25 protein-coding genes are annotated in these 25,477 nt (G+C 73.1%); 8 read left to right on the top strand and 17 right to left on the bottom strand.

The window, feature by feature from the left end:
• Positions 1 to 462 precede the first annotated feature (462 nt).
• From FYW95_RS21315 to acs, 6 genes are all read right to left on the bottom strand, one after another.
• Positions 463 to 945, bottom strand: a complete 483-nt coding sequence (locus FYW95_RS21315) for a SixA phosphatase family protein (RefSeq protein WP_236567957.1) — start codon at positions 943 to 945, stop codon at positions 463 to 465.
• A gap of 319 nt (positions 946 to 1,264) precedes the next feature.
• Positions 1,265 to 3,676, bottom strand: a complete 2,412-nt coding sequence (locus FYW95_RS21310; RefSeq protein ID WP_160050688.1) for a sodium-translocating pyrophosphatase — start codon at positions 3,674 to 3,676, stop codon at positions 1,265 to 1,267.
• 499 nt (positions 3,677 to 4,175) lie between these two features.
• Positions 4,176 to 4,676, bottom strand: a complete 501-nt coding sequence (locus tag FYW95_RS21305) for a DUF309 domain-containing protein (protein ID WP_159944322.1) — start codon at positions 4,674 to 4,676, stop codon at positions 4,176 to 4,178.
• Between the two features lie 30 nt (positions 4,677 to 4,706).
• Entirely contained in the window at positions 4,707 to 5,618 is a 912-nt protein-coding gene (locus FYW95_RS21300; RefSeq protein ID WP_159944321.1) for an alpha/beta fold hydrolase, read from the bottom strand.
• A gap of 10 nt (positions 5,619 to 5,628) precedes the next feature.
• A complete protein-coding gene (locus FYW95_RS21295; protein WP_159944320.1) occupies positions 5,629 to 6,105 on the bottom strand; it encodes a phage holin family protein in 477 nt (158 codons plus the stop codon).
• A 286-nt stretch (positions 6,106 to 6,391) separates the two neighbouring features.
• Positions 6,392 to 8,362, bottom strand: a complete 1,971-nt coding sequence (acs, locus tag FYW95_RS21290) for an acetate--CoA ligase (protein ID WP_159944319.1) — start codon at positions 8,360 to 8,362, stop codon at positions 6,392 to 6,394.
• Positions 8,363 to 8,561: 199 nt separating this feature from the next.
• On the opposite strand from acs, the gene FYW95_RS21285 reads away from it, so the two are divergent.
• The 5 genes from FYW95_RS21285 to FYW95_RS21265 all read left to right on the top strand — a co-directional run bounded on the left by FYW95_RS21285 (position 8,562) and on the right by FYW95_RS21265 (position 13,928).
• Positions 8,562 to 9,374: a Fic family protein gene (locus FYW95_RS21285; protein ID WP_159944318.1), complete on the top strand. Its 813-nt coding sequence runs from the start codon at positions 8,562 to 8,564 to the stop codon at positions 9,372 to 9,374.
• An 893-nt stretch (positions 9,375 to 10,267) separates the two neighbouring features.
• A complete protein-coding gene (ssd, locus tag FYW95_RS21280; RefSeq protein WP_159944317.1) occupies positions 10,268 to 11,389 on the top strand; it encodes a septum site-determining protein Ssd in 1,122 nt (373 codons plus the stop codon).
• Positions 11,386 to 12,534, top strand: coding sequence for a TadA family conjugal transfer-associated ATPase (locus FYW95_RS21275; RefSeq protein WP_160050680.1), 1,149 nt, complete (start codon positions 11,386 to 11,388; stop codon positions 12,532 to 12,534). The genes ssd and FYW95_RS21275 overlap by 4 nt, the downstream gene beginning before the upstream one ends.
• Positions 12,522 to 13,214, top strand: a complete 693-nt coding sequence (locus tag FYW95_RS21270; protein ID WP_201294970.1) for a type II secretion system F family protein — start codon at positions 12,522 to 12,524, stop codon at positions 13,212 to 13,214. Before FYW95_RS21275 ends, FYW95_RS21270 begins: the two co-directional genes overlap by 13 nt.
• An 18-nt stretch (positions 13,215 to 13,232) precedes the next feature.
• Positions 13,233 to 13,928: a type II secretion system F family protein gene (locus FYW95_RS21265; RefSeq protein ID WP_159944314.1), complete on the top strand. Its 696-nt coding sequence runs from the start codon at positions 13,233 to 13,235 to the stop codon at positions 13,926 to 13,928.
• A gap of 346 nt (positions 13,929 to 14,274) precedes the next feature.
• Here the strand turns inward: FYW95_RS21265 and FYW95_RS21260 are convergent, their stop codons facing one another.
• From FYW95_RS21260 to FYW95_RS21245, 4 genes are all read right to left on the bottom strand, one after another.
• Positions 14,275 to 14,643, bottom strand: coding sequence for an Rv3654c family TadE-like protein (locus FYW95_RS21260; protein ID WP_159944313.1), 369 nt, complete (start codon positions 14,641 to 14,643; stop codon positions 14,275 to 14,277).
• Between the two features lie 4 nt (positions 14,644 to 14,647).
• Entirely contained in the window at positions 14,648 to 15,004 is a 357-nt protein-coding gene (locus FYW95_RS21255; protein ID WP_305081038.1) for a TadE family type IV pilus minor pilin, read from the bottom strand.
• Positions 14,982 to 15,119 carry a DUF4244 domain-containing protein gene (locus FYW95_RS28420; RefSeq protein ID WP_236567962.1) on the bottom strand — a complete coding sequence of 46 codons (138 nt, stop codon included), beginning with the start codon at positions 15,117 to 15,119 and terminating at the stop codon, positions 14,982 to 14,984. The genes FYW95_RS21255 and FYW95_RS28420 overlap by 23 nt, the downstream gene beginning before the upstream one ends.
• Positions 15,120 to 15,316: 197 nt before the next feature.
• Positions 15,317 to 17,605 carry a DEAD/DEAH box helicase gene (locus FYW95_RS21245; protein ID WP_201294969.1) on the bottom strand — a complete coding sequence of 763 codons (2,289 nt, stop codon included), beginning with the start codon at positions 17,603 to 17,605 and terminating at the stop codon, positions 15,317 to 15,319.
• Between the two features lie 232 nt (positions 17,606 to 17,837).
• On the opposite strand from FYW95_RS21245, the gene FYW95_RS21240 reads away from it, so the two are divergent.
• Together FYW95_RS21240 and FYW95_RS21235 are read left to right on the top strand one after the other, a co-directional pair.
• Positions 17,838 to 18,185 (top strand): STAS domain-containing protein, encoded by a 348-nt coding sequence (locus tag FYW95_RS21240; RefSeq protein ID WP_159944311.1) that lies wholly within the window; start codon positions 17,838 to 17,840, stop codon positions 18,183 to 18,185.
• Between the two features lie 13 nt (positions 18,186 to 18,198).
• Positions 18,199 to 18,747, top strand: coding sequence for an ATP-binding protein (locus FYW95_RS21235; protein ID WP_159944310.1), 549 nt, complete (start codon positions 18,199 to 18,201; stop codon positions 18,745 to 18,747).
• A 95-nt stretch (positions 18,748 to 18,842) separates the two neighbouring features.
• On the opposite strand, the gene FYW95_RS21230 is transcribed toward FYW95_RS21235, so the two are convergent.
• The 3 genes from FYW95_RS21230 to nth all read right to left on the bottom strand — a co-directional run bounded on the left by FYW95_RS21230 (position 18,843) and on the right by nth (position 21,825).
• A complete protein-coding gene (locus FYW95_RS21230; protein WP_159944309.1) occupies positions 18,843 to 20,021 on the bottom strand; it encodes a MarP family serine protease in 1,179 nt (392 codons plus the stop codon).
• Positions 20,022 to 20,042: 21 nt separating this feature from the next.
• Positions 20,043 to 20,696 (bottom strand): NUDIX hydrolase, encoded by a 654-nt coding sequence (locus FYW95_RS21225; RefSeq protein WP_159944308.1) that lies wholly within the window; start codon positions 20,694 to 20,696, stop codon positions 20,043 to 20,045.
• A 385-nt stretch (positions 20,697 to 21,081) separates the two neighbouring features.
• Positions 21,082 to 21,825 (bottom strand): endonuclease III, encoded by a 744-nt coding sequence (nth, locus tag FYW95_RS21220; protein ID WP_201294968.1) that lies wholly within the window; start codon positions 21,823 to 21,825, stop codon positions 21,082 to 21,084.
• A 306-nt stretch (positions 21,826 to 22,131) separates the two neighbouring features.
• Here nth and FYW95_RS21215 point away from each other — a divergent pair, with 306 nt between their 5' ends.
• Complete coding sequence (locus FYW95_RS21215) at positions 22,132 to 22,806, top strand: Crp/Fnr family transcriptional regulator (RefSeq protein ID WP_201294972.1); 675 nt, start codon at positions 22,132 to 22,134, stop codon at positions 22,804 to 22,806.
• Between the two features lie 121 nt (positions 22,807 to 22,927).
• On the opposite strand, the gene FYW95_RS21210 is transcribed toward FYW95_RS21215, so the two are convergent.
• The 4 genes from FYW95_RS21210 to FYW95_RS21195 form a co-directional block, all read right to left on the bottom strand.
• On the bottom strand, positions 22,928 to 23,734 hold the full coding sequence (locus FYW95_RS21210) for an MBL fold metallo-hydrolase (protein ID WP_160050679.1): 807 nt from the start codon (positions 23,732 to 23,734) through the stop codon (positions 22,928 to 22,930).
• A gap of 89 nt (positions 23,735 to 23,823) precedes the next feature.
• On the bottom strand, positions 23,824 to 24,684 hold the full coding sequence (locus FYW95_RS21205) for an NUDIX hydrolase (RefSeq protein WP_160050678.1): 861 nt from the start codon (positions 24,682 to 24,684) through the stop codon (positions 23,824 to 23,826).
• 62 nt (positions 24,685 to 24,746) lie between these two features.
• Positions 24,747 to 25,208 (bottom strand): RidA family protein, encoded by a 462-nt coding sequence (locus FYW95_RS21200; protein WP_159944304.1) that lies wholly within the window; start codon positions 25,206 to 25,208, stop codon positions 24,747 to 24,749.
• Positions 25,208 to 25,381: a Sp36 family protein gene (locus FYW95_RS21195; RefSeq protein WP_013156298.1), complete on the bottom strand. Its 174-nt coding sequence runs from the start codon at positions 25,379 to 25,381 to the stop codon at positions 25,208 to 25,210. Before FYW95_RS21195 ends, FYW95_RS21200 begins: the two co-directional genes overlap by 1 nt.
• Positions 25,382 to 25,477: the final 96 nt, after the last annotated feature.

Here is a 25,477-nt window from a genome sequence, read left to right as displayed (position 1 = left end):
AAATCAAACACGCGCTGTTGAGTTCTCAAGAAACAACCGCTCTTCCCGTACAAGCCCGACCAGCCGAAACCGGTCTGTCGCTTTTCCGTGGAAGGCGCTGTGTGCGTTTCCGCTTTGTTATGCCTTTACTTTATCAGGTGTTCCGTGCCCCGCCAAACCGGCGGTTTCGGTGTTCCTGGTCCGGGGTAAAGACCCGTTTTTCCTGCTGCGCTTCCGCGAGCGGCCCCGGAGGGGCTTTCCGTGGAAGTGCTCTCCGAGCCTACCCGGTTCGGAGCACTGCTCGAACCAGTCCGCTTCGGAGAGGGATTTCCGGCACGCCCGCGAAAAGCTCGCGTTCGTTTCGCTCGGGAGGAGTGCCACCGCCCCTGCGACCTTGGGCCGGGAGGAGGCGACTCGGAGAACGTTACCCGGGGCACGGACCCCTGGCAACTCCGACCTGACGTGTCTTGGGTCACCTTACCGCTAGTTGAGAAGACGGCCCGAGCCGGTCCCCGGAGCGGCGTACAGCCACTCGACCTCCAGGTCGACGGCGGCGACCGTGGCCGGAGCGAAGGAGGTCAGGGGCGCGAAGGAGGACGCCACCTGGGCCACCGTCGGGTTGTGCGCCACGACCAGGACCGTCCGGGCCTCGGCGTCCACGTGGTTGACCAGTTCCAGGAGCGTGTCCACCCCGGCCGAGTACGCGGCCTCCGAGTAGTCCACCTCAGGTTCGGCGGTCAGCTCCATCGCGCCGAGAACGCCCTCCAGGGTCTGCCGGGTCCGCCTGGCCGCGGAGCAGATGACGTGGTCCGGGGCGTATCCGTGCTCGGTGAGCAGGCGTCCGACCTCCTCCGCCTGGCTCCGTCCCCGGTCGGTGAGCGCTCGTTCGAAGTCCTCATAACCCTGGGCCGCCTCGGCGTGCCTCATGAGCAGCAGGGTGCGCTTCGTTCCCGACGTACCCGTCATGAGGTCAGGCTCGTCGCGACGACGGCGAGAGCGCCGATGAACCCGACCATGATCGCCACGAGGACGAACAGTCCCTTCATCCCGGACACCGGGAACCACCCCTTTTCTGGCACGGCTGTCCCTCCAGGTTAGGTGTGGCCGCCCGGGACCCCCGGGCGGCCACCTGTTCACTTCCGATCACCGCAGACCACCGCTGGCGACTGCCGATGGCCTTCGGTCGGACCGGCGCCCGCCTGTCCATGACAGGCCGGATCGCCGCTGACCGGCTTCCCCGTTACCGGGTTACCGGCTCCTGGACTGCCGGACCGCAGAGCACCGGCTACTTGCCTTCTCCGGCCCGGGCCTCCTCCTTGTTGTCCTCGCCGGCGACCGGTTCCCCCTTGGGCGCGGGCTCCCCGGCGGGAACCTCGCCCCGCGGGGCGGCTCCCCCGTCACTGGCCTCGGGGGCGTCCTTGGGCGCGGACTGGCCGCCGATCTCGGCGAGTTCGGCCTCGGTGCCCGAGCCGCGGCGCTTGGACCACAGGACCGCGCCGACGAGCAGGGCGACGGCCAGCAGGGACACGACCGTGCGCAGCAGGACGTTGTCGGCGTAGATCACCACGCTGGGCGCCACGATCAGCGCGACGAGGTTCATGACCTTGAGCAGCGGGTTGATCGCCGGGCCGGCGGTGTCCTTGAACGGGTCGCCGACGGTGTCGCCGATGACCGTGGCCTCGTGTGCCTCCGAGCCCTTGCCGCCGTGGTGCCCGTCCTCGACGAGCTTCTTGGCGTTGTCCCAGGCCCCGCCGGAGTTGGCGAGGAAGACGGCCATGAGCACGCCGGCCGCGATGGCGCCGCCCAGGAAGGCGCCCAGTGGCGCGTAGCCCAGGGCGAAGCCGACCGCGATCGGCGCGAGGACCGCCAGCAGGCCCGGGATGACCAGTTCCCGCAGGGAGTCCTTCGTGCAGATGTCGACCACGCGGGCGTACTCGGGTTTCTCGCTGCCGTCCATGATCCCCGGCCGGGTGCGGAACTGGTCGCGCACCTCCAGCACCACGCGGCCCGCCGCGCGGCCCACGGCCATGATGGCCAGTCCGGAGAAGAAGAACACCACGCTGGCGCCGATGATGACGCCGACGAGCACGTCGGGCTGGTCCAGGGAGAGGGAGAACGCGCCCTCGCCGAGCTCGGCCTGCACCGAGGTGCGGAAGGCGCCGAACAGCGCGGTCGCGGCCAGGACCGCGGTCGCGATGGCGATGCCCTTGGTGATCGCCTTGGTGGTGTTGCCCACGGCGTCGAGCCCGGTGAGGATCTCGGCGCCCCGGCCCTCCACGTCGCCGGACATCTCGGCGATGCCCTGGGCGTTGTCGGAGACGGGGCCGAAGGTGTCCATCGCCACGATGATGCCGACGGTGGTGAGCAGGCCCGTTCCGGCGAGGGCGACGGCGAACAGGCTCAGGGTGATGGAACCGCCGCCGAGAAGGAAGGCGGCGTAGACGGCGCCCGCGATGAGGAGGGCGGAGTAGACGGCCGACTCCAGGCCGACGGAGATACCGGAGAGGATGACGGTCGCCGCGCCGGTCTCGGAGCTGTCGCCGATGTCGCGGACCGGGCGGCGGTTGGTCTCGGTGAAGTAGCCGGTGAGGAGCTGGATCGCCGCGGCGAGCACCAGGCCGATGAGGACCGCGGCCACGGCGATGACCCGGGGGTCCGGGTCGGTTCCGGCCGCCTCGATCTCGGCCATGACCTGCGGGCTGACCCCGGACAGCCCGCCGAAGCTGTCGGGCAGGTACCAGAAGGAGACGGCGACGACGAGTACGGCGGAGATGAGGGCCGAGGCGAAGAAGCCGCGGTTGATCGCCGACATCGCCGTCCTGTCCCGGTCGCGGGGGGCGACCAGGAAGATGCCGATGATGGCGGTGAGCACGCCGATCATGGGGACGAGCAGCGGGAACACCAGGCCCTCGGTGCCGAAGGCGACCCGGCCCAGGATGAGCGAGGCCACGAGCACGACCGCGTAGGACTCGAAGAGGTCGGCGGCCATGCCCGCGCAGTCGCCCACGTTGTCGCCCACGTTGTCGGCGATGGTGGCGGCGTTGCGGGGGTCGTCCTCGGGGATGCCCTGTTCGACCTTGCCGACGAGGTCGGCGCCGACGTCGGCCGCCTTGGTGAAGATGCCGCCGCCCACACGCATGAACATGGCGAGCAGGGCCGCGCCGAAGCCGAAGCCCTCCAGGACGATGGGCGCGTCCCCCCGGTAGAGGAGGACGACGACGGCCGCGCCGAACAGGCCGAGGCCGACGGTGATCATGCCCGCCACGCCTCCGGTGCGGAAGGCGATGCGCATGGCGGTGCGGTTGGCGGCGTCGTCACCGCCCCGGGCCGCCGCGGCGACCCTGACGTTGCCGCGTACGGCGAGCCACATGCCGACGAAGCCGGTGGCCGCCGAGAGCAGGGCGCCCAGGGCGAAGAAGGCCGACCGGCCGATGGCGATGGCCCAGGAGTCGGCGGGGAGCAGGAGCAGCAGGAGGGGGATGGCGACGACGAAGACCGCGAGGGTGCGGAACTGCCGTTTGAGGTAGGCCGCCGCTCCCTCCTGCACCGCGACCGCGATGTTGCGCATTCGCTCGGTGCCCTGTCCTGCGGCGAGGACCTCACGTACCAGCATTCCCGCGACGGCGAGTGCCAGCAGGGCCACCACCATGACGATGATGACGAGGGTGAAGTCGGTGCCTGCCAGTGATAGGGCCATGCCGCTTTCCGCGGCGAGGTTGAGCCCAGACAATCCGTCCTCCTTGCGACGGGCGCGACCTTTTCGGCCCCATCCACCGAAAAACGCGCGGAACGGTTCGCCGGTCCCGCGCGGCTACCGTCCATCAGGAGCCTGAGCTGGTCCGACGGCACGCTTGGCGGGGTCGAAGCGGTGCCACCTTTGGTTGTGGTGCGTACCGCCCGTGCCGCGTGCTCACGGGCGGTGATCCGGGGATTCTACGCACGACGCACAACAAAGGAGAGGGCCGGTCGGTGATTTCTTCAAGACAATCCGAAGATGTGATCTTCCGGTGATCTCAAAAGGAGGATAAATGCCTTTATTTATGACATAAGCATTGCATAATGTCGTAGTGCCGTGTTAACGCTAAAGCTCACATAAGGGCATAAAACAGAAATGAGCCCCTCCGGCCACAGCGACACAGGGCACGGGGCACCGGGACGCACCGCCCAGCGGACGCGCGCACCGCCACGGACGCGGGTCAGGGGAGCAGGCGCATCCCGGACGTGTCGACGTCCCCGCCCGACCGGACCCGTCCAGCGTCCAGGTCGTCGGCCAGGGCGCGGGCGAAGGCCGCCACCCCGGCGACGTCCACTCCGTGCGGCGCACGCGGGCCGAACTCCTCCACGCGCTCCGCGCCCCTCCTGAGCAGACGCGCGGCGCCGACCGTGTTGCCGCGCTGGGCGTGGGTCAGGCCCACGGCCGTCTGGGCCAGGCCGCGCCACATCTCCCGCTCAGCGTCGGGCGAGGACTTCCACACGGCCTCGAGGACTTCGTGGGCGGTGAAAGCGTACCCCGCGTCGAGCAGTCTCTGGGCCTCTTCCATGCCTTCGGCCGCGGAGAAGACGGCGTCGTCGGGAACCCGCTCGACCTCGCCGCGGCTCCCGTGCGGCATCGGCCGCCCGTAGCGGTCCCGGGGGCGCTGGTTCTGCGCCTGCCCGGTGGTGTTGCGGTCGCGGTCTCCCACTCGCTGCGTTCCCATCAGTGCCTCACCGCCGTCTCTCGTCCGGGACTACCCTCGCCCTCCCGGAGCGGTCAGCGCCAACCAGTCCACGAGGGCGCGCGAGACCTCCTCGGACCGCTCCTCGTGCGGGAAGTGCCCCGCCGCCGGGATCTGCCTCCAACGGTAGGCGCCCGTGACCGCGCGCCGCGAGGCGCGGGCGGCCTCGGGCGGACAGACCGGGTCGAGGGCGCCGTGGAGCTGGAGGACGGGAACGCGCACGGGCGCGCGCATCCTGGCGTGGTAGCGCAGGCCGTCGGAGCGCCACCGCGAGCGGAAGAGCCAGCGCTGGCTCTCCAGGGAGCAGTGGGAGACCTTCGGGATGGCGAAGGCGCGGCGGTAGCGCTCCTCGGTCCCGGTGTCCGGCCAGCCCGGGGCCGACCACTCGCGCAGCAGGGCGCCCAGGCGCACGCACCCGTCGCTGAGGAGCCGGTGCTCGGGGAGGACGGGCACCTGGGCCTTGAGGACGTGGCGTACCCCGGGTCCGACCGAGGCCAGCACGCGTCCGGCGTGGCGCGGGTGGGGCGCCGACACCGCGACCAGGGCGCGCACGGCGTCCGGGTGGTAGGCGGTCATGGTCCAGCCGACGAGGCCGCCCAGGCCGTGTCCCACCACGACCGCGTCCTGCGAGCCCAGGGCCCGGACCAGTCCGGCGGCGTCCTGGGCGAGGGTGACGAGGTCGTAGCCGCGGGGGGTCTTGTCACTGGCGCCGTAGCCGCGCAGGTCGACCGCGGCCGCGCGGTACCCGGCGGCGGACAGCGCGGTCAGCTGGGCGCGCCACGCCCACCAGAACTGGGGGAAGCCGTGCAGGAGGAGGACCAGCGGGCCCTCGCCGGCCTCAGCCACGTGGAAGCGGGCCCCGGCGGCGCTGACGGTCCTGTGCGTCCAGTCTCCGTCGACGTAGGCGGCCGAGTCGTCGAGCACGGTGCGGGGACTAGCGCGCGGCGGGGGCGGAGGCCCCGGTGGTGTCCACGGAGTTCCCGGGCGGGCGGATGTCGCCGCGCAGGATTCCGGTGAGGCGGGAGGTGGTCAGCGAGGTGCGCCGCAGGCCCTCGCGCCTGCGGAAGTTGGCGATGCCGTACGCCCCGACGGCCGCCGCGAGCAGCAGGTAGGCGAGCGTGACGATCCCGAAGGAGGCCCAGCCGGGAAGCCCCGCGACCTCGTACAGGACGAAGGCGACGGTCACCGAGAGGAGGATGACGAAGATGTGGGCGAGGACGGCGACGATCGCGAAACCGGCGACGCCCTTGCCGATCCTGGCCGCGTCGGCCTTGGCCTCCATCTTGGCGAGTTTGATCTCCAGGCTCACCAGGCGGGAGATGTTGCCCGTGGCGTCTGAGACCAGTGCGCCGATGGAGCGGTCGGCGTCCCTGGTGGCGCCAGGTTCACCGGTACCCGGCTTGTCCGCCATCGTGGGGGTTCCCTTCTGTCGGTCCGAACGCGCGGATGATCCTCCGCATCCTCGCACATACCCCATCGCCCGTGTCTCGCACGGCACGCGCAAGCACGTTCGGGCGTTTCTTCGCACCGGTGAGCACGAGGGCGCCCCGGCCTGGTGGCCGGGGCGCCGCTGCGTCGTCGGAACTGTGCCCGGTCCCTCCACCGTGGCGGAGGGCGGTCCGCTCCCCCCGTCCTGGCGGGGACCCCTCCTGGCGAAGGGGTCCGCCCGGCGGGGAGGGCCGTTCCCGCGGTCCGGGTCAGTCCTCCCGGGTGGCGGACGGCAGCTGCTTGGCGATGACCTCCATGATCGAGGAGTCGGTGAGCGTGGAGGTGTCGCCGACGGCCCGGTTCTCGGCGATGTCGCGCAGCAGGCGGCGCATGATCTTGCCGGAGCGGGTCTTGGGCAGCTCGGGCACGGCCAGGAGCCGGGCGGGCTTGGCGATCGGGCCGAGCGAGGCGCCGACGTGGTTGCGCAGCTCCTGGACGAGGTCCTCGGGGACCTCCTCCTCACCGCCGCGCAGGATCACGAAGCCGACGATGGCCTGGCCGGTGACCTTGTCCGTGGCGCCCACGACCGCGGCCTCGGCCACGCGCGGGTGCGAGACCAGGGCGGACTCGACCTCGGTGGTGGAGATGTTGTGGCCGGAGACGAGCATGACGTCGTCCACGCGGCCCAGCAGCCACAGGTCGCCGTCCTCGTCCTTCTTGGCGCCGTCACCGGGGAAGTACAGGCCCTCGAAGCGGGACCAGTAGGTGTCCTTGTAGCGCTCGGTGTCGCCCCAGATGCCGCGGAGCATGGACGGCCACGGCTCGCGGATGACGATGAAGCCGCCCTCGCCGTTGGGCACGGACTTACCCTCCTCGTCCACCACGTCGGCGACGATGCCCGGGATGGCGCGCATGGCGGCGCCGGGCTTGCCCGAGGTGACGCCGGGCAGGGGGCTGACCATGATGGCGCCGGTCTCGGTCTGCCACCAGGTGTCCACGACGGGGGCGCGGTCGCCGCCGATGTTCTTGCGGTACCAGATGTAGGCCTCGGGGTTGATGGGTTCGCCCACCGAACCGATGACGCGCAGGCTGGACAGGTCGAACTTGGCGGGGATGTCGTCGCCCCACTTCATGAAGGTGCGGATCGCCGTGGGAGCCATGTAGGCGATGGTGACCTTGTACTTCTCGATGATCTCCCAGAACCGGCCGCGGTGCGGAGTGTCCGGGGTGCCCTCGTACAGGACCGTGGTGGCGGCGTTGGAGAGCGGCCCGTAGACGATGTAGGAGTGGCCGGTCACCCAGCCGATGTCGGCGGCGCACCAGTAGACGTCGGTCTCGGGCTTGAGGTCGAAGACCGCCCAGTGGGTGTAGGAGGCCTGGGTGAGGTAGCCGCCCGTGGTGTGCAGGATGCCCTTGGGCTTGGCCGTGGTGCCGCTGGTGTACATGATGTACAGCGGGTCCTCGGCGTCGTGCGCCTGCGGGGTGTGCTCGGTGCTCTGGGTCTCGACGGACTCGTGCCACCACACGTCGCGGTCGGTCCACTCGACGTCCTGGCCGGTGCGGCGGACGACGAGGACCTTCTCCACGGCGGGGCGGTCGGCGACGGCGGCGTCGACGGCGGGCTTGAGGGCGCTGGGCTTGCCGCGGCGGTAGCCGCCGTCGGCGGTGACGACGAGCTTGGCCTGGCTGTCGTCGAGGCGCTGGCCGAGGGCGTCCACGGAGAAGCCGCCGAAGACGACCATGTGGACGGCGCCGATGCGAGCGCAGGCGAGCATGGCCACGACGGTCTCGGGGATCATCGGCATGTAGATGGCGACGCGGTCGCCCTTGCCGACCCCGAGCTCGGTCATGGCGTTGGCGGCCTGGCAGACCAGGTCCTTGAGCTCGGCGTAGGTGATGGTGCGGGTGTCGCCGGGCTCGCCCTCCCAGTGGTAGGCCACCCGGTCGCCCAGGCCGTTGGCCACGTGGCGGTCCACGCAGTTCACGGAGGCGTTGAGCTTGCCGCCGACGAACCACTTGGCGAAGGGCGGGTTCCACTCCAGGGCGGTGTCCCAGGGCTGGTCCCACTGCAGCCTGCGGGCCTGCTCCTCCCAGAAGGCGAGACGGTCCTCGGCGGCCCTGTCGTAGGCGTCGGCCTTGACGTTGGCGTTGGCGGCGAGGTCCTCCGGGGGAGGGAAGCTGCGCGTCTCGTGGAGAAGGTTGGACAGTGTCTCCTGGCTCGGGGGAGTGCTGTCGGCCACTGTGATTCTCCTTACGTAGGCTGGTTCACACCCAATTAATCATGTGGTGCGATACCGCGTGAACATCCGGAGCGGCGAACAGCGACGGGCATGTCGGGGAGCGCGACGAACGGCCGGTGAACGGTCGTCCGGCGGCGACGAGCGGTCGCGGGGTGCCGGTGGAGGCGCCTGGTGTTACCGGCGCGTAGTGTGGTGTTCCGTGAACCCTTCGACTTCCGACTCCGCGCCCGACCCGCTGGCCCGGATCGCCGAGCTGCCCGGTGTGGCCGACGCGGTCGCCGAGACGCGGACCCTGGTCGACCGCCTGATGGGGCACCGCATCCTGCGGCGGCGCAGCAGTGACGTGTCCATGGAGTCCGCGCTGCGCGGCGCCTGCGCGTCGGCGGCGCTGGAGGGCGCCGAGGTCTCGATGGACGAGATCCGCGAGGGGCACGTGTACGACACGCGGATCAAGGGGGCGCTGCGGGTGTCCGGGGAGCTGGGCTCCCTGGTGGGCACGTGGCCGAAGGCGCCGCGCCAGGCTCTGGCCCGGCTGCACACGCTCGCCGCGGCGGACGCGGTGTCCGAGGAGGCGCTGGGCCGCCCGCGGATGGCCGGGGAGCGGATCGAGGACCCGCTGGAACTGGGTCCCGCCCCGGCTCCGGAGGCGGCGCTGGCACGCCTGGAGGGTCTGTACGCGCTGCTGGGCGCGCGCACCTCGGTTCCGGCGCTGGTGACGTCGGCCCTGGTGCACGGTGAGCTGATGGCCGTGCGGCCGTTCGGCTGGGGCGACGGCCTGGTGGCGCGCGCGGCGGAGCGGCTGACGCTCGTGGAGCGGGGACTGGACCCCAAGTCGCTGGTGCCCTCGGAGCTGGGCCACCGGACGCTGCGGGACGAGTACGGGCCCGCGCTGCGGGGCTACATGGGCGGCACCGCCGAGGGCGTGGCCGCCTGGGTCGTGTACTGCTGCCGCGCGGTCCGCGCGGGCGCCCAGGACTCCCTGGCCACCTGTGAGGCCCTCAAACGCGGTTAGACCGCGGCCGGCCCGTGAACACGAAAAGTAGTTGCCGTATGACAACTATGACCTCATGGAAAAGGTTGAGAGCCGACAGTTTTCGGCGCCGGGAGCGGCACCAAGAAAGGTATCGGTTCGGTCACGCCTGCTGATACGTGAATGGCCGCGGCGGCGGTGACAGTGCGTGCACACACGCGGGACGACGCCCCGTCGCAAGGGTGCGGGGCGCCGTCTCCGACCCGCTCAGCCGAGTTAGCAGGCGTCCATATCCATAGCCTGACCAGCAAAGACATCGCATCGTCCGGTCAGGACGGGCCTCACGGGGCCAAGTGGCGCGTGGGTTCCCGGCTGGCGTGTCGGGGTGGTTCTCAGCCACCAACTGCTTTCTTTCTACGCCGAGGTTCCGGCTTGGAAAAGGTGGTTGACCCAAGTTTTTCTCCTGGATTCCCGAACCGATACGCAGCGTCACGTGGTAGCGTCTGTCCCGTCGTTCTCCGGAGGACTGGTTCCGCCCGTCCCGCCGGACGTGCCGTATTCCGCGTTCCGCGCGGAAGGCGCCTTCTCCCGGGAACGGCGGCGAGCTTGGTCTTTCGGTGGTCGCCAGAGCATGCCTCTCGGCTGACCCTCACCGGAGAGCGGACCCGGTCCGACCCCCCGGGACCGGAATCCGCGTGGCAGCCTCCGCTCCCCCTGAGGAGGCCTTCCCCGCGTCCGCTCCTCTCGCCTGTCGGGCGGGGGTGCGTATTCGCCCCCGTGTACGCACCCCGCCCGCCGGGTGGTCCGGCCTCCGGCCGCACCACCTTGCCCCACCGAGCCCCGCCGGAGTTCTCCACAGCCTCCGGACGGGGCTTCTCCCGTCTCCCCCGGTCCGCGACAGTCGAGATGAGACCCCTCGACCCGCGAAGGCCGCCATGGACGACCGGACCCTGCTCGCGACCGCCGACCCCCTGCTCCTCGACGACCTCCTCAGGCTGGCCGCGGCCGCCTCCGCCGAGGTCGCCGTCGCCCACACGACCGACCGGGCGCTGAGCCTGTGGCCGCACGCCCCGCTCGTCGTGGTCGGCGCCGACCTGTGCGCGGCCCTGGCCGGGACCGATCCGCCGCCGGGCCGCCACGTGGTCGTGGCGCGCGAGACGGCCGGGACGGCCGCCGCCCTCCCCGCCGGGGCGGCCCCGGAGCCGCCGGGTCCGGGCACGGCCGCACCGTCCTCCCGCCTCCCCGCCAGGGAGCTCCTGCTGCCCCGGGACGAACCGGTGCTGGTGGACCTGTTCGCGTGGGCGTCGACCCGCACCCGCACACCGGCGCCGACCGTGTCCGTGGTCGGGGGTCGCGGCGGCGCCGGAGCGAGCCTGCTCGCGGTGGCCCTGGCCGTGGCCGGCGAGCGGGCCGGACGCTCCACCGCCCTCCTGGACGGCGACCCGCTCGGCTGCGGACTCGACCTCTACCTCGGCTGCGACCGCACCTCTCCCCACCGGTCGCGGCGGACCGGCTGGGGGGACCTGCTGCGGCTCGACGGACGGGTGCGCTGGCGCGACCTGCGCCCCGGGCTGCCGGGCACCGAACGGGTGTCGGTGCTGACCTGGGCCCGGGGGAGCCGGCCGGCCGGACCGCCACCGGTCGGTGCGGTGCGCGCGGCGCTGTCCTCGGCGCGGGAGGGCAACGACCTGGTCGTGGCCGACCTGCCGCGCTCGTTCGACCCGGCCACCACGGTGCTCCTCAACCGCTCCGACCTGGTCCTGGTGGTGGTACCGGCGGATGTGCCCTCGGTGGTGGCGGCGGCCCGGGCGCTCTCCCGGCTGCACGAGGAGGCCCGGGCCGTGCGGTTGGTGGTGCGGGGCGCGCGCGGCGAGCTGAGCGCGGACGTGGTGGCGCGCTCGTTGAGGACACCCCTGGGCGCCGACCTGCCGCACGAACCGGGGCTGGCGAGGCTGTTGGCCGCCGGGGACGTTCCCGCCCGCCACCCCCGGTCGCCGCTGGCCCGGTTCGCCGACCACCTGGTGGCGGGCCTGCCGGTGCCGAGGGCCGTCCGGTGAGCGGGCTGGCCGAGTCCGTCCGCAACCGCCTGGCGGCCTCCGGCGCGCCGGTGAGTCCGTCCAGCGTCGCGGCGGCCCTGCGTGAGGAGGGCGGTCCGCTGGGCGACACCGAGGTGCTGTCCCTGACCCGGCGCCTGGCCGCCGAGCTGTCGGGGGCCGGGCCGCTGGAGGAGCTCATGTCCTCCGGCGCCACCGACATCCTCGTCAACGGGCCCGACGAGGTGTGGGTGGACGACGGGGACGGCCTGCGCCGGACGGGGGTGCGGTTCGACTCCGAGGAGGCGGTGCGCGCACTGGCCCAGCGCCTGGCCGCACGGGTGGGGCGGCGTCTGGACGCGGCCGTGCCCTACGTCGACGCCCACCTGCCCGGCGGCGCCCGCCTGCACGCGGTGCTGCCGCCGATAGCCCCCGCCGGGGCCTGCGTGTCCCTACGGCTGCCGCCCCGGCACACGTTCACCCTGGAGCGGCTGGCCGGGCGGGGGACGGTGACCCCGGGCGGGGCCGCCCTGCTCCGGGCACTGGTGGCGGCCCGGGCGCCGTTCCTGGTGACGGGCGGCACCGGCACGGGCAAGACCACCCTGCTGTCCGGCCTGCTGTCGCTGGTGGACCCGCGGGAGCGGATCGTCCTGGCCGAGGACTCCCCCGAGCTGCGCCCCGAGCACCCGCACGTGGTGCGGCTCCAGACCCGGCCCGCCAACATCGAGGGCAGCGGCGGGGTGACCCTGGAGACCCTGGTCCGACAGGCGCTGCGGATGCGCCCGGACCGCCTGGTGGTGGGTGAGGCCCGCGGGCCGGAGATCCTGGCGCTGCTGGGCGCCCTCAACACCGGGCACGAGGGCGGCGCGGGGACCCTGCACGCCAACGGTGCGGCCGAGGTGCCCGCACGGGTGGAGGCGCTGGGCTGCGCGGCCGGGATGGACCGGGCCGCGGTGCACAGCCAGCTGGCCGCCACCCGGGCCATGATCGTGCACCTGGTGCGGGACGCCGCGGGGCGGCGCCTCGCCGAGGTACGGGTGCTGGGCCGCGACGGGTCCGGGCTGGTGCGGGCGGAGCCCGCGGTGTCCTTCGGCCCCGACGGCGCGCTCCGGGAGCACCCGGGAGCGGCGGAGGTGGCCGACCGGCTGGGCTCGGGGTGGCGGCGGTGACCGCGCCGCTGGTCTGCGCGGCCGCCCTGGTCCTGCTCTGTCTGGTACCCGGAACACCCGGGGTCCGGTTGGCGGAGGCCCTGTCCCCTCCCCGGCCGCCTGTGCGCCGGTGGACGCGGGTGCGGGCACGGGCGCTGGCGTCCCGCGCCGGGGAGAGGGCGGCACGGCGCCGCGCGGTGGTGGTGCTGTGCCGGGTGCTGGCCGCGGAACTGCGGGCCGGACAGCCCCCGCGGGAGGCCTTGCGGGTCTCCGCCGCCGAGGTCGGCCCCCTCGTCGGTCCGGTGTCCGACGCGGAGTCACTGCGCCGCGCGGCCGAGCGCGGTCCCGGCCTGGAGGCCCTGGCCTACCTGGCGGTGTGCTGGGAGGTGGCCGCCGACACCGGGGCGGGCCTGGCGGGGGTGGTGGACGCGTTGTCGCGGCAGCTCACCGAGCAGGAGGAGCAGCGCGCCGAGGCCGCCGCGCGCACGAGCGGGCCGCGCACGACCGCCGTCGTGCTGATGAGCCTGCCGCTGGCAGGTCTGGTCGCGGCCTCCGCCCTGGGCGGGTCGCCGCTGGCCTTCCTGTTCACCACACCGCCGGGCCTGGCCTGTCTCGTGCTCGGGGTCGCGCTGGACGCGTTCGGCGCCTGGTGGACCCTGCGCATGCTGCGCTCGGCGACCGCCGATCCCCCCGTGGGCTGACCCGGAGAAGGAGATTCGATGTTCCTGACGACCGCGGCGGTGCTCGGCGCCGCCGGTACGTGGGTGCTGCTGGGCGGGCAGGGGGCCCGCAGGCTGCGTCCGCCCTCCCCGCCCGTGCGGTTTCCGGTGCGGCGGGTGTCCGCGGCCCTGGCCTGGGCGGCCGCGTTCGTCGCGGCGGTGGCGCTGCTCGGGGTGCTCGGGGGGCTCCTCGTGGCCGGAGCGGGCCTGGCCCTGGTGCGCGCCCGCCGGAGGGCGGCCCGCGCGGACCGCCTCCCGCTGACCGCCGACCTTCCCGTGCTGATCGGTCTGATCGCCGCCGGGGTCCGCGCCGGGGCGACGGTACCCGCCTGTCTGGCGGCGGTCTCCCGTGCCGCGCGCGGACCGCTCGGCACGGAGCTGTCGGCGGTGGCCGAGCGGCTGCGTTTGGGCGCGAGCCCCGCGGAGGCCTGGCGGCGGCCCGCGCTCCCCGAACCCCTGGTGTTGGTGGGGCGCGACCTCGCCCGGGCCGCGGACACGGGCGCCCCGGTGGCCGATCTGCTGGACCGGCACGTGGCCGACCTGCGCCGGGCCCTGCGGTCCCAGGCCATGGCACGGGTGGAGCGGCTGGGCGTCCTGGTGGTGGCTCCGCTGGGGTTGTGCTTCCTGCCCGCGTTCGTGTTGGTCGGCATCGTCCCCATGGCCGCCGAACTCCTGTCCCGCTCCCTCGGCGGCTGATCCGGCCGGAGCCGCCGCACCGCCCCTGGCGGAGTCCCGGGGAACACGGGGAGCACCGGCCGCGGTCCGCGCAGGCGCCACCGGCCGGTTCCCGGCGGCCTACCGCCATCGACGTTGAGGCCGGGGAGCCCTTTCCGACAGGTCCGCGCCGAAGCCGGACGGGAGCCGCCGGGCCGCAGTCCGCCGAGAACACGGGCCCGCCACTCATCCGCCGCCCGACCCCGTGGAGAACAAGCAGACGCCACCGGGTCCGCCACGCCGAGACGCCGCTGAGGACACGGGATTCACCACGGGTCCGCGGTGGCGTAGCGGTGCCGGGGGGTGAGCGCTCGGCGGGCGGTCCGGGTCAGGGCGGGGTCGCGGAGCCCGGCCCGGGGGAGGCGGAGACCGGCCCGGCGCGGGCACGGGCCGTGACGGGCCGGTCGGCGAGGGAGGAGGGCACCGAGACCGCCACCGTCACGGTGAGGCCGGTGAGGTCGCACGCTTCGAGGTGCGCCCCGTTGGCCTCGGCGGTGACGCGCGCGCCGGCGCAGGCGGACGCGGTGCCCTGGAGGGCGCGGGAGGCGGCCGCGAGCGCGGCGAGGTCGGCGGCGGCGGTGGCGCGGTCCCGGTCCAGCCGGGCGGCGGCCGCGGCGAGCACGGCGAGGGCGGCCAGCCACAGCAGGGCGCCCAGGGCCGCCCACCAGACGGTGGCGGAGCCGGAGTCGGAGCGCACGGGTTCAGCTCCCGGGTTCGAGGGGGACGGCGGCGCTGCCGTCCACCTCCACGGGCAGCGCGAGCACGGTGCCGAGGCGCAGCCCGGCCCGTACGGTGACCCGGGCCAGGCCCCCGTCCTCGGCCAGGCGGACCTCCGCGTCGGCGGGGGCGGCGGACAGGGCCAGGGCGCGCGCCTGTTCGGGGGGTTCGCCGCGGGCCAGGGCCCGGGCGCCCACGCGTGCGGCGTCGGCGCAGGCGAGCTGGGCGGAGGCGGCCTCGACGGCGCCGAGGGCCACGCCCAGCACGAGCAGCAGCGAGGGCAGCGTCATCGCCGCCTCAGCGGTGACCGAGCCGCGGTCACAGGCCCGAGCTGAGCGCATTGACCACGAGGTCGGTCAGGGCCTCCCGGACCGCGCCGCTGGTGACGATCGCGTAGAGCACGCCCGCGAACGCGATGGCCGCCACGGTGCAGAAGGCGTACTCGGACGTGCCCATACCGGTGTCGGGACCGGTGGAGCGCGGAACGGGACGGGTGGAAACGGGCACGGCGGCCTCCTGGGGCGGGGGCCGACGGGATGCCGGCCCTCTTCCTCCAGGTTCGGGGGGCCGGGGTCGGCGGAAAAGCCCCGTCCACAGCCTGTGGACAACTCCGGGCGCCCCGAAGCGCCCGTCCACAGGCTGTGGACGGCGGTTCATTCCCCAGTGAGCACCTCGTCCAGCAGCCGCAGCGCTCCGGCCTTGCTCAGCGGCTCGTTGCCGGTCCCGCACTTGGGCGACTGGATGCAGGAGGGGCAGCCCTGGTCGCACTCGCAGTCGGCGATCGCCGCCCGGGTGGCCGACAGCCACGCGCGCGCCGCCGAGTACCCCCGTTCGGCGAAGCCCGCGCCCCCCTCGTACCCGTCGTAGACGAACACCGTCAGCCTGCCGGTGTCGCCGTGCACGGCGGTGGACACGCCGCCGATGTCCCAGCGGTCGCAGGTCGCCAGCAGCGGCAGCAGTCCGATCGCGGCGTGCTCGGCGGCGTGGGCCGCCCCCAGCAGCCCCACGTCCTGGGCGCGCAGGCGCGCCTCGCCCTCGGCGGACAGCGTCCACCACACCGCGCGGGTGTCGAGGATCCGCTCGGGCAGCTCCAGCGGCTGCTCCCCCAGCACCGCCCCGGTCCGCACGTCCCGTCTGAGGAAGCCCACCACCCGGCGGACCACCTGCACCTCGCCGAAGTACACGGTGGCCCCGCTCGTCCACTCCTCCCGGCGCAGCACCGACCGGACGGTGATGTCGGTGGTGTCGCGGGCCCACGTGCTGTAGGGCGGCTCGGCCGGGCGGACCAGGGCGACTCCCTCGCCGAGGTCGAGGTCGTCGACCAGGTAGGTGGACCCCTGGTGCAGGTACACCGCGCCGGGGTGCACCGTGCCGTGGGCGGCGGGCTCGTCGATCTCACCGAGGAGCTGGCCGCTTCCGGTGTCGACGATCTGGACCGGCGGACCGCCCGATCCCCGAATATCGGCGAGGTCACTCGCCCGTTCGTTACTCGTCCAGAACCAGCCGCGCGGGCGCCTGCGGAGCAGTCCCCGGTCGACGAGTTCGTCCAGCCGCTCCTCGGTGCTGTCCCCGAAGAGGACGAAGTCGTCCTTGGTGATCGGCAGCTCCTGGGCCGCCGCGCACAGGTGCGGACCCAGGATGTGCGGGTTTTCCGGGTCAAGGACGGTGGCCTCTACGGACTGACCAAAAATGGCCTCCGGGTGGTGGGCGAGGTAGGTGTCCAGTGGGTCGTCCCGGGCGATGAAGACCGCCAGCGCGTCCTCCCCGCGCCGTCCCGCGCGGCCCGCCTGCTGCCACAGCGACGCCAGCGTCCCCGGCCACCCGGCGATGAGCACGGCGTCCAGTCCGCTGATGTCCACGCCCAGTTCCAGGGCGTTGGTGCTGGCCAGGCCGAGGAGCTCCCCCGAGCGCAGCGCCTCCTCCAGATCGCGGCGCTCCGAGGCGAGGTAACCGCCCCGGTAGGCGGCCACCCGTTCGGCCAGCACGTGCTCGCCGCGCTCGGCCAGCAGCCTCTGGGCGTTCAGCGCGACCACCTCCGCGCCCTGGCGGGAGCGGACGAACACCAGGGTGCGCACCCCTTCCCCCACCAGGTCAGCGAGCATCTCGGCCGCCTGGGAGGGAGCCGTCCGGCGGATCGGCGCGCCGTGTTCGCCGGTCAGGTCGGTCAACTCCGGCTCCACCAGCGCCACGGACATCCCGGGGCGCGGAGAGCCGTCCTCGCTGACCGCCGTGACGGGCACACCCGTCAGCCGGGTGGCGCTCTCGGCGGGGCTGCCCGAGGTGGCCGAGGCGAGCACGAACACCGGCTCCGACCGGTAGCGGGCACAGATCCGGCGCAGGCGCCGCAGGATCTGCGCGACGTGCGAGCCGAAAACCCCCCTGTACCGGTGCGCCTCGTCGATCACCACGTAGCGCAGCCGCCGCAGGAAGCGCGCCCAGGCCCCGTGGCGGGGCAGGATCCCGTGGTGCAGCATGTCCGGGTTGGTCAGCACGTAGTTGCCGTGCTCGCGGACCCAGGAGCGCTCCTCGGGCGAGGTGTCGCCGTCGTAGACCGCCGCGCGCAGCCCCGGCAGGGAAAGGTCCCCGATCCACCGGAGCTGGTCCTGGGCGAGCGCCTTGGTGGGCGAGAGGTAGAGCACGGTTCCGCCCGCGTCAACCGCGTCCACGGCGGGCATAAGGAAGGCAAGTGACTTTCCCGAGGCGGTGCCCGTGGCTATGATCACATCACGGCCCGAACGTGCGAGGTCGGCGGCCTCGGCCTGGTGGGACCACGGTCCCGTGATCCCCCGGTCGGCGAGCCGTTCGATCAGGTGGGGCGCGGTCCACCCCGGCCACTCCCCGCCCACCCCGTCGTTACGGGCCATGTGCTCGATGTGGGTCACCTGCGGGTACCGGGTATCGTCACGCCACACGCCGGGGAGCACGGGCTCCGATCGCCTCATCCGAGACCCCTCCTCACTGGACACGCTCCAGACCCGCACGCGCCATCCGACGAACGGTGAGGCACTGGGACATCGGTTTCAGTGTGACATCCGGGGGAACAGTGGCGCGGTGTCATGGTTTTTCTGTGCATCACAGGAAGACGCACTCGACACGCGTGGTTGAATGCGTCCTGGTGGGGTAACGCCCGGCAGAGATCATTCGCGTTTTTCGCGGTTCGGCGCTGGAGGACTAGTGGACTTGAAGCTTGATCATTACACCGAGGGCGACACCGAGATCGTCGTCGTTGAGGGTGAGATCGATGTCTATACCGCGCCGCGGCTCCGCGAGCTGCTGATCGACCTGGTCAACAAGGGCAACTTCCACCTCGTGGTCAACATGGAGAAGGTGGAGTTCCTGGACTCGACGGGCCTCGGTGTGCTCGTGGGCGGGCTCAAGCGCGTCCGGGCGCACGACGGCACCCTCGACCTGGTCTGCACCCAGGAGCGCATCCTGAAGATCTTCCGGATCACCGGTCTGACCAAGGTCTTCGGTATCCACGGCTCGGTGCAGGAAGCCATCGACAAGCGTTCGGCGAAGTAGCCCAGAGCGAGCGATGGCAACCATCACGCTCACGATCAGCGCGCTCCCTGCCCACGTGCGCACGGCGCGGCTCATGGCCGCGACGGTCGCGCGGCGGGCGGGTATCGCGGCCTCCGCCATCGACGAGATCAGGCTGGCGGTCGGTGAGGCGTGTTCCCGGGCGGTGGCGGCGCACAAGCTGCACTGCCCGACACAGCCGATCCTGCTCCAGCTGATCGACGGCAGCGGGCCTGATCCGGCGTCGGACTCCCGCACCGACGCCATGAGCCGTATCCCGCGCGCCAACGGGAGCGCGACGCAACGTTTCGAGGTCGTCGTCTCCGACCGCGCACCGGCCAAGGACGCGGACGCGAGCGCCAACCCGTCCATGCTCGACGGGCTCTTCCTGGACGGCGAGGACACCCCTCCCGGCGGGATCTCGGGCTTCTCCCCGGGGCTGGGCCTGGCGGTCATCACGGGACTGGCCGACGAGGTCAAGATCGATCCCAGCGACCGCGGCACCGTGGTGCGGATGAGCTGGCCGCTGGCGGCGGAGCACTCGCCCGACCCCAGTTCCAACTAGGTCCCGGCGGCAAGACGCGTGCGGGGGCGCCCCCTGGAGGAGGCGCCCCCGCGGTGTGTCCGGGGGTTCGGGGCGCGCCACCCCGAACCCCCGGCTCAGTCGCAGGTCTGCGAGGAGACCTGCCCGGTGGCCTCCAGGCCTCTGCGCGCGTTCTCGGCGACCTCGTCGGCGGTGAGCACGTAGCCCGTCTCCGGCTCGTTGGTGGCCGCGGCGAAGACCACCCCGTACACGGTGCCGTCCGGCGCCAGCAGCGGGCCCCCGGAGTTTCCGGGGCGCACCACGGCGCGCACCTGGTAGATCTCCCGGCTCACCTGCTGCGAGTGGTAGAAGTCGGGCCCCTGGGCCGTCTGGCGGGCCCGTACGCGCGCGGGGACGGCCGTGAAGCCGCTGTTGCGCGGGAAGCCCGCCACCACCGCGTCGCCGCCCTGCGGGGCCTCGTGGGTGAACTCCAGCGGCTCCAGCTCCAGGCCGGGCACGTGCAGCACCGCCAGGTCCTGCTGGGCGTCGAAGAGGACCAGCGTGGCGTCGAGCTGGTACCCCTCCCGGGTGACCACGCGCAGGTCGTCGGTGACCCCGGCCACCACGTGCGCGTTGGTCATGATCCGGTCCTCGGCGAAGACGAAGCCGGTCCCCTCCACGCGGCGCTGGCAGGAGGGCGCGGTACCGAGGACCTTGACCACGCTGCGGCTCGCCTCGATCAGCTCGGGCGTGGTGAGCACGTCGGGGTCCGGCGGCTCGACCTCGGCCAGCTCACCGGTGCCCAGGCCGCTGAACACCTGGGGGAAGGCGCTCTGGTCCACGATCCGGCGGAAGGTGGAGAACCCGTGGTGCGCGGACTCGGGCATCAGGGTGTCGACCGCCTGCAGGATGCGCGACTCCTTCACCTGGCCGGCCACGAACGGCAGCGCCGAGTTGGCGACCGTGCTGCCGATGAACCAGGCCACCAGCAGCACCGAGACCCCGCTGACCAGGGCGCCGCCGACGGCGTCCGCCACCCGGGCCGAGTCCCACGTGACCCTGTTGCGCACGAGGGTGCCCACGTAGGAGCACAGGAACTGGCCGAGCGCGGCGGCGAGGAACACCACCGCGATGGCCAGCAGCGCCTGCCTTCCGGGGTCGTCCACCCAGTTCTGGATGTGGTCCGGGGCGGTCAGCGCGGCGAGGACTCCGCCGCCGATGAAGCCCGCGAAGCTGAAGACTCCGACGATGAAACCCTGCCGGTACCCGGTCACCGCGAACAGCAGCAACAGGACGACCAGGACCACGTCGAGCACATTGCCCTCCAAGAGTGAGCGCTACCCGACCGGCCGCAGGCCCTGCGGGGTGGCTTCGAACACGTCGGTGAGACCCTCGTGGCGCCACGGAAGTTCCCAACCGCCGAGTCTGAGCAGACCGTCGACGACCGCACCGGTGAAACCCCACACGAGCATCCCGTCCACCCGGAAGCCGGGACCCCACCGGACGCCGCCGCCGTAGCGCACCATGACCCGGTTGGCCGGGTCGGCCAGGTCGGCCACCGGAACGCGGGAGACGGCGGCGACCTCGCCCAGGTCGGTGGGGCGCACCTCGCTCGGCTCACGCCACCAGCCCAGGACGGGGGCGACCCGGAAGTCGCTGTAGCTCAGGTAGAGCTCGGGCAGGCGGCCCACGACGTCCACCCCGGAGGGCAGGAGCCCGGTCTCCTCCTCCGCCTCGCGCAGCGCCGCGGCCTCGGGGGAGGCGTCGGAGGGCTCGATGCGGCCGCCGGGGAAGGCGGGCTGTCCGGAGTGCCTGCGCAGGCCGTCGCCGCGCTGGATCAGCAGCAGGTCCGGGCCCTGGGGCCCCTCACCGAAGAGGATGAGCACGGCCGACTCGCGCCCGCCCCTCGCGGGCGGGCGCATGGGCGGCGGCACGGGCATCGTCGTGGCGGCCTCCGCGAGCGCGGTCAGCCAGAGCGGGGTCGGGTTCATACGTGGGACCTGTTCCGGGTGTCGTCGCGCCGTCGGTCGGGTGGTCGGGGCCGTGTGCGCCGAGCGGGCGCCACGGGCGTCGGGTGCGGACCGGGAGCACCGACGCGCGAGGCGGTGCGTCCCGGGAGGTCGTCACGTGGTCGGATCTTCCCCGGCTCCGGTCGGCGGGGACACCGCTCGCACGGGGTGCCGCAGACCGAGGGGCCCGTGGTGGAGCCGATGTGCGCACACTCACGTGATCAGGGTACAAACTGCCGCCGGGTACTTCCGGGCCCCTCCGGTAGCGGGGAGGGGCCCGGACCCCGGCTTCCCCGTTCCCCTCGCGGGTCGGACCCGCCCGTCCGCGGGGGACGGGAACGCCGGCCGCGGAGCCGGTCCGGGACGCTCAGGAGAAGGAACGCATCCGCAGCAGCTTGGTCGCGGTGGCGGTGTCCGTGGGGCCCTCGCCGAAGGAGGGGCACAGGCGGGCCAGCCCACAGGCGCCGCAGGCGGGCTTGCGGGCGTGGCAGACCCGGCGCCCGTGCCAGATCACCCGGTGGGAGAGCATCGTCCAGTCGCGCGGCGGGAAGAGCTCGCCGACGGCGTGCTCGACCTTCACCGGGTCCTCCTCGTCGGTCCACCCGAAGCGGCGGACGAGCCTGCCGAAGTGGGTGTCGACGGTGATACCGGGCACATCGAAAGCGTTACCCAGCAGTACGTTTGCGGTTTTTCGTCCTACACCGGGTAGTTTGACCAGGTCGGAGAGTTTCCCCGGAACCTCTCCGCCGTGCCGGTCGCACAGGGCCTGGCCCAGCCCGATGAGGCTGTTGGTCTTGGCCCGGAAGAAGCCGGTCGAACGGATCATCTCCTCCAACTCCTCCCGCCGGGCCGAGGCGTAGGCCTCGGCGTCGGGGTAGCGGGCGAAGAGGGCGGGGGTGACCTGGTTGACCCGCTTGTCCGTGCACTGCGCGGACAGGATCGTGGCGACCAGCAGTTCCAGGGGGGTCGTGAAGTTCAGTTCGCAGTGCGCGTCGGGGTACAGCTCAACGAGCTGCCGGTACATCCTGCGTGCGCGGCGGACCAGCGCGAGACGGCTCTCGCCCGTGGGGGTGGCCGCCTCGGCGGGCGCGTCTGGTGTGTCACGGGGCATCGTCACAGGGTAGGCGTCCCGGAGGCGGTGCGGTCCGTGTTCACCGATCCGACGCGTGGACGTCCCGCGGAACCCGCCGCCGCCCCGGCCGCGGAACGGGAGGATGTAACCAACCTCCGGTGGCGCGGCGCGGACGGCCCTGGTACAGAACTGATGACGACTAAGATCGCAGGGGCTGGCGTCGGCTGTTGTGGGCACGTGGTCTCTCGGCGGACAAGCCGGGATAACACCCTGGTTTCACCCCGGGGTGCGATATACGTCACACTGTTGGCGGTCAGGTTTCTAGGAGGACGTGTGGTGGACGAGATCAACGAGGTGCTGCGGAAGGCCCCTCTGTTCGAGGCGCTGGACGAGGAGGACACGGCCGCACTCCGCTCCTCGGTGAACGAGGTGCGCCTCGGCCGCGGCCAGACCCTGTTCAGCGAGGGGGACGAGGGCGACCGCCTGTACGTCATCCTCAGCGGGAAGGTCAAGCTGACCCGCACGGCCGTGGACGGCCGCGAGAACCTGCTCGGGGTGCTCGGCCCCAGCGAGATGTTCGGTGAGCTGTCGCTGTTCGACCCGCGCCCGCGCACCGCGAGCGCCATCGCGGTCACCGACTCCGTGCTCGCCGGACTGGGCCACGACGACCTGCGCCCGTTCCTGTCCAGCCGCCCGCAGGTGTCACTGCAGCTGCTCAAGGCGCTGGCCGCCCGCCTGCGCCGGACCAACGACGTGATGGCCGACCTCGTCTTCACCGACGTCCCCGGCCGCGTCGCCAAGGCCCTGCTGGAGCTGGCCGACAAGTTCGGCAAGGAGGGCGAGGACGGCCTGCACGTCCACCACGACCTCACCCAGGAGGAGCTCGCCCAGCTGGTCGGCGCCTCGCGTGAGACGGTCAACAAGGCCCTCGCCGAGTTCGCGCTGCGCGGCTGGCTGCGGATCGAGGCCAAGGCCGTGGTCCTGCTGGACGTCGAGCGGATGCGCCGCCGCGCCCGCTAGCCCGGCCGTCTCCGGGACGCCCCGGGGACCCGCACATGCTGTGTGGCCGCTCATCCCCCCCGGGGAGGGCGGCCACAGCGCCGTACCCGCGCCCCCGGGGGAACGGCGCTCCGCCCGCGCCCTAGGACTCGACGCCCTCGGGCAGCTCTCCGCGCGCCGCGAGGTAGCGCAGCTGGGCGCGCACCGACGAGGCGGCCGCGAAGCGGATCCGCTCGGTGACGTCCGGGTAGACCCGGTCCACGATCTCCTCGACCCCGGTCGCCCCCGCGCGCACCGCGTCCAGCACCTGGCGCAGGCGCGACTCCCGGTGGGTGACGTAGGAGTCCAGCACCGTGGCGGGCGACGTGAGGATGGGCCCGTGTCCGGGCAGCAGCGTGCGCACGTCGTACTCGCGCACGAGGTCGCGCAGCCGGTACAGCGAGTCCATGTAGGGGCCCAGTCCGTCGTCGCCGTCGATCACCGTCGTGCCGTGCCCCAGGACCGTGTCACCGGTCAGGATGGTGTTGTCGGCCTCCAGCAGCAGGCACACGGAGTCGTCGGTGTGCCCCGGGGTGGCGATCACCCGCAGGCACAGGCCGTCGGCCTCCAGGACCTCCCCGTCGTCCAGGCGGCGCCCGCCGACCCGGGCGGCCGGGTCGACCGCGTGCACCGGGGCCCCGGTCAGCTCCGAGAAGTACCGGGCTCCCTCGCCGTGGTCGGGGTGGCGGTGGGTCACCACGGCCATGAGGACCTGCGCCCCCTGCTCCTGCACCGTCCGCGCCACCCTCTCCAGGTGCCGCTCGTCGTGCGGGCCGGGGTCGACGACCACGACCCCGCGCGCACCCGGTTCCCGGAGGATCCAGGTGTTGGTGCCCTCCAGCGTCATCGGGCCGGGATTGGGGCACAGCACGCAGCTGGCGCGCAGTGTCCCGGAACCGTCGATCCTCATCGCACCTCGCTTCGCTCACCGAACCGGAACAGGGGGCGCCGGGGGACGGGGACGACCCGCTGGGCCGCGCCTCGGCGCGGGGCGGCGCCTCAGGGGGTCGCGCCGGGTTTCGGCAGAGGATAGTCGACACCGTTCGGCACGACCACGCGGAGTTGGCCGCCGACCTTCCGGACGACCGGTTCAATGGGGACGATATCCCGACGGGCCTCCCGCACACCTCGGAGGGTCCGGCACCGGGCGAGTTCGGCGCAGGACGCCACCGTGGGCGGCAGCATCGGCATCCGGCCCGCCTCCCACTCGGCGGCGACCGCGGCCGGGTCGGTCCACAGGCTCAGGTCGGCCTCGCCGCCCACGTCCCGGGGAACCTGCCCCGGCGGGAGCTCGGCGGCGAAGAACCACGTGTCGTAGCGGCGCGGCTCGGCGCGCGGGGTGATCCACCGCGACCACGCCCGCAGCCACTCCGAGCGCAGGACCAGACCGCGCCGGGACAGGACCTCCGTGAAGGAGCGGGAGCGGTCGATCAGCCCCAGCCGGTCCCGTTCCCAGTCCTCCGGGGAGGTGTCCAGGGTGATGGCCCCCTCGTCCGCGCGCTCGGGCTCGCTGGCCAGGAGGACCCCGGTCTCCTCGAAGGTCTCCCGGACCGCCGCGCACACGAGCGCGCGCGCCGCCGGCACGTCGGTGCCGAGCGTGCGCGCCCACTCCTCGGGCCCCGGGCCGGTCCAGGGGACGCCGCCGTCGGCGTCGCGCCCGTCCACCCGCCCTCCGGGGAAGACGTAGGCCCCGGGCGCGAAGCCCATGGAGCGGACCCGGCGCATGAGCAGGACCTCCATGGGGCCGTCCGCCCCGTCGCGGGCCCCCGGGGAGCCCGCGGGGCGCAGCAGCATGACCGTGGCGGCCGGACGGGGCCGGGCGCCCCGGTCGGCGCCCTCGGGGACCGGACCGTCGTGCATGGACTACCTCCCGGGTCGGGGCCCCTCCCCGGGCGCGTACCCGGGGAGGGGCGGGGCAACGCTCAGCGGACCTCGACGATCATCTCGACCTCGACGGGGGCGTCCAGCGGCAGGGACGCCACGCCCACGGCGGCGCGGGCGTGCACCCCGGCGTCACCGAAGACCTCCGCGAGCAGGTCGCTGGCGCCGTTGACCACGCCGGGGTGGCCGGTGAAGTCGGGGGCGCTGGCCACGAAACCGCCCACCTTCACCACCCGCACCACGTTGGACAGCTCGCCGACCTCCGCGCGCACCGCGGCGACGGCGTTGAGGGCGCACAGGGCCGCCAGCTCCTGGGCGGTCTCCGGACTGACCTCGGCGCCCACCTTGCCCGTGGCGGGCAGCCTGCCCTCCACGAAGGGCAGCTGCCCCGACACGTACACGTGGTCTCCGCTGCGCACCGTCGGCGTGTACGAGGCCACCGGCGCCGCGACCTCGGGCAGGGTCAGCCCCAGCTGGGCGATCCGCTCCTCGGGGGTGGCCATCACAGCTCCCGCTTCATGTACGCCACGTACTGCTGGTTGCGGGGGTCGGTGCCCTCCGGCAGCGGGGCGGGCACGACCGAGACCAGCTCCCAGCCGTCCGCGCCCCAGTTGTCCAGGATCTGCTTGGTGGCGTGCGACAGCAGCGCCACGGTCTGGTACTCCCACTTGCTCATGAGTCCACCCCTACTCGTCCACCGGTGTCCCCGTCCGGATACCGGGGCACCGCACGTCAACGCCGCCACCTTACTCACCCGGGCGCCCCGCCCGCG

The organism is Nocardiopsis sp. FR4 (genome assembly GCF_009830945.1).
Classification (GTDB): Bacteria; Actinomycetota; Actinomycetes; order Streptosporangiales; family Streptosporangiaceae; genus Nocardiopsis.
Note: the sequence above shows the minus strand (reverse complement) of the source record. Positions and strands in the feature narration are given on the sequence as shown.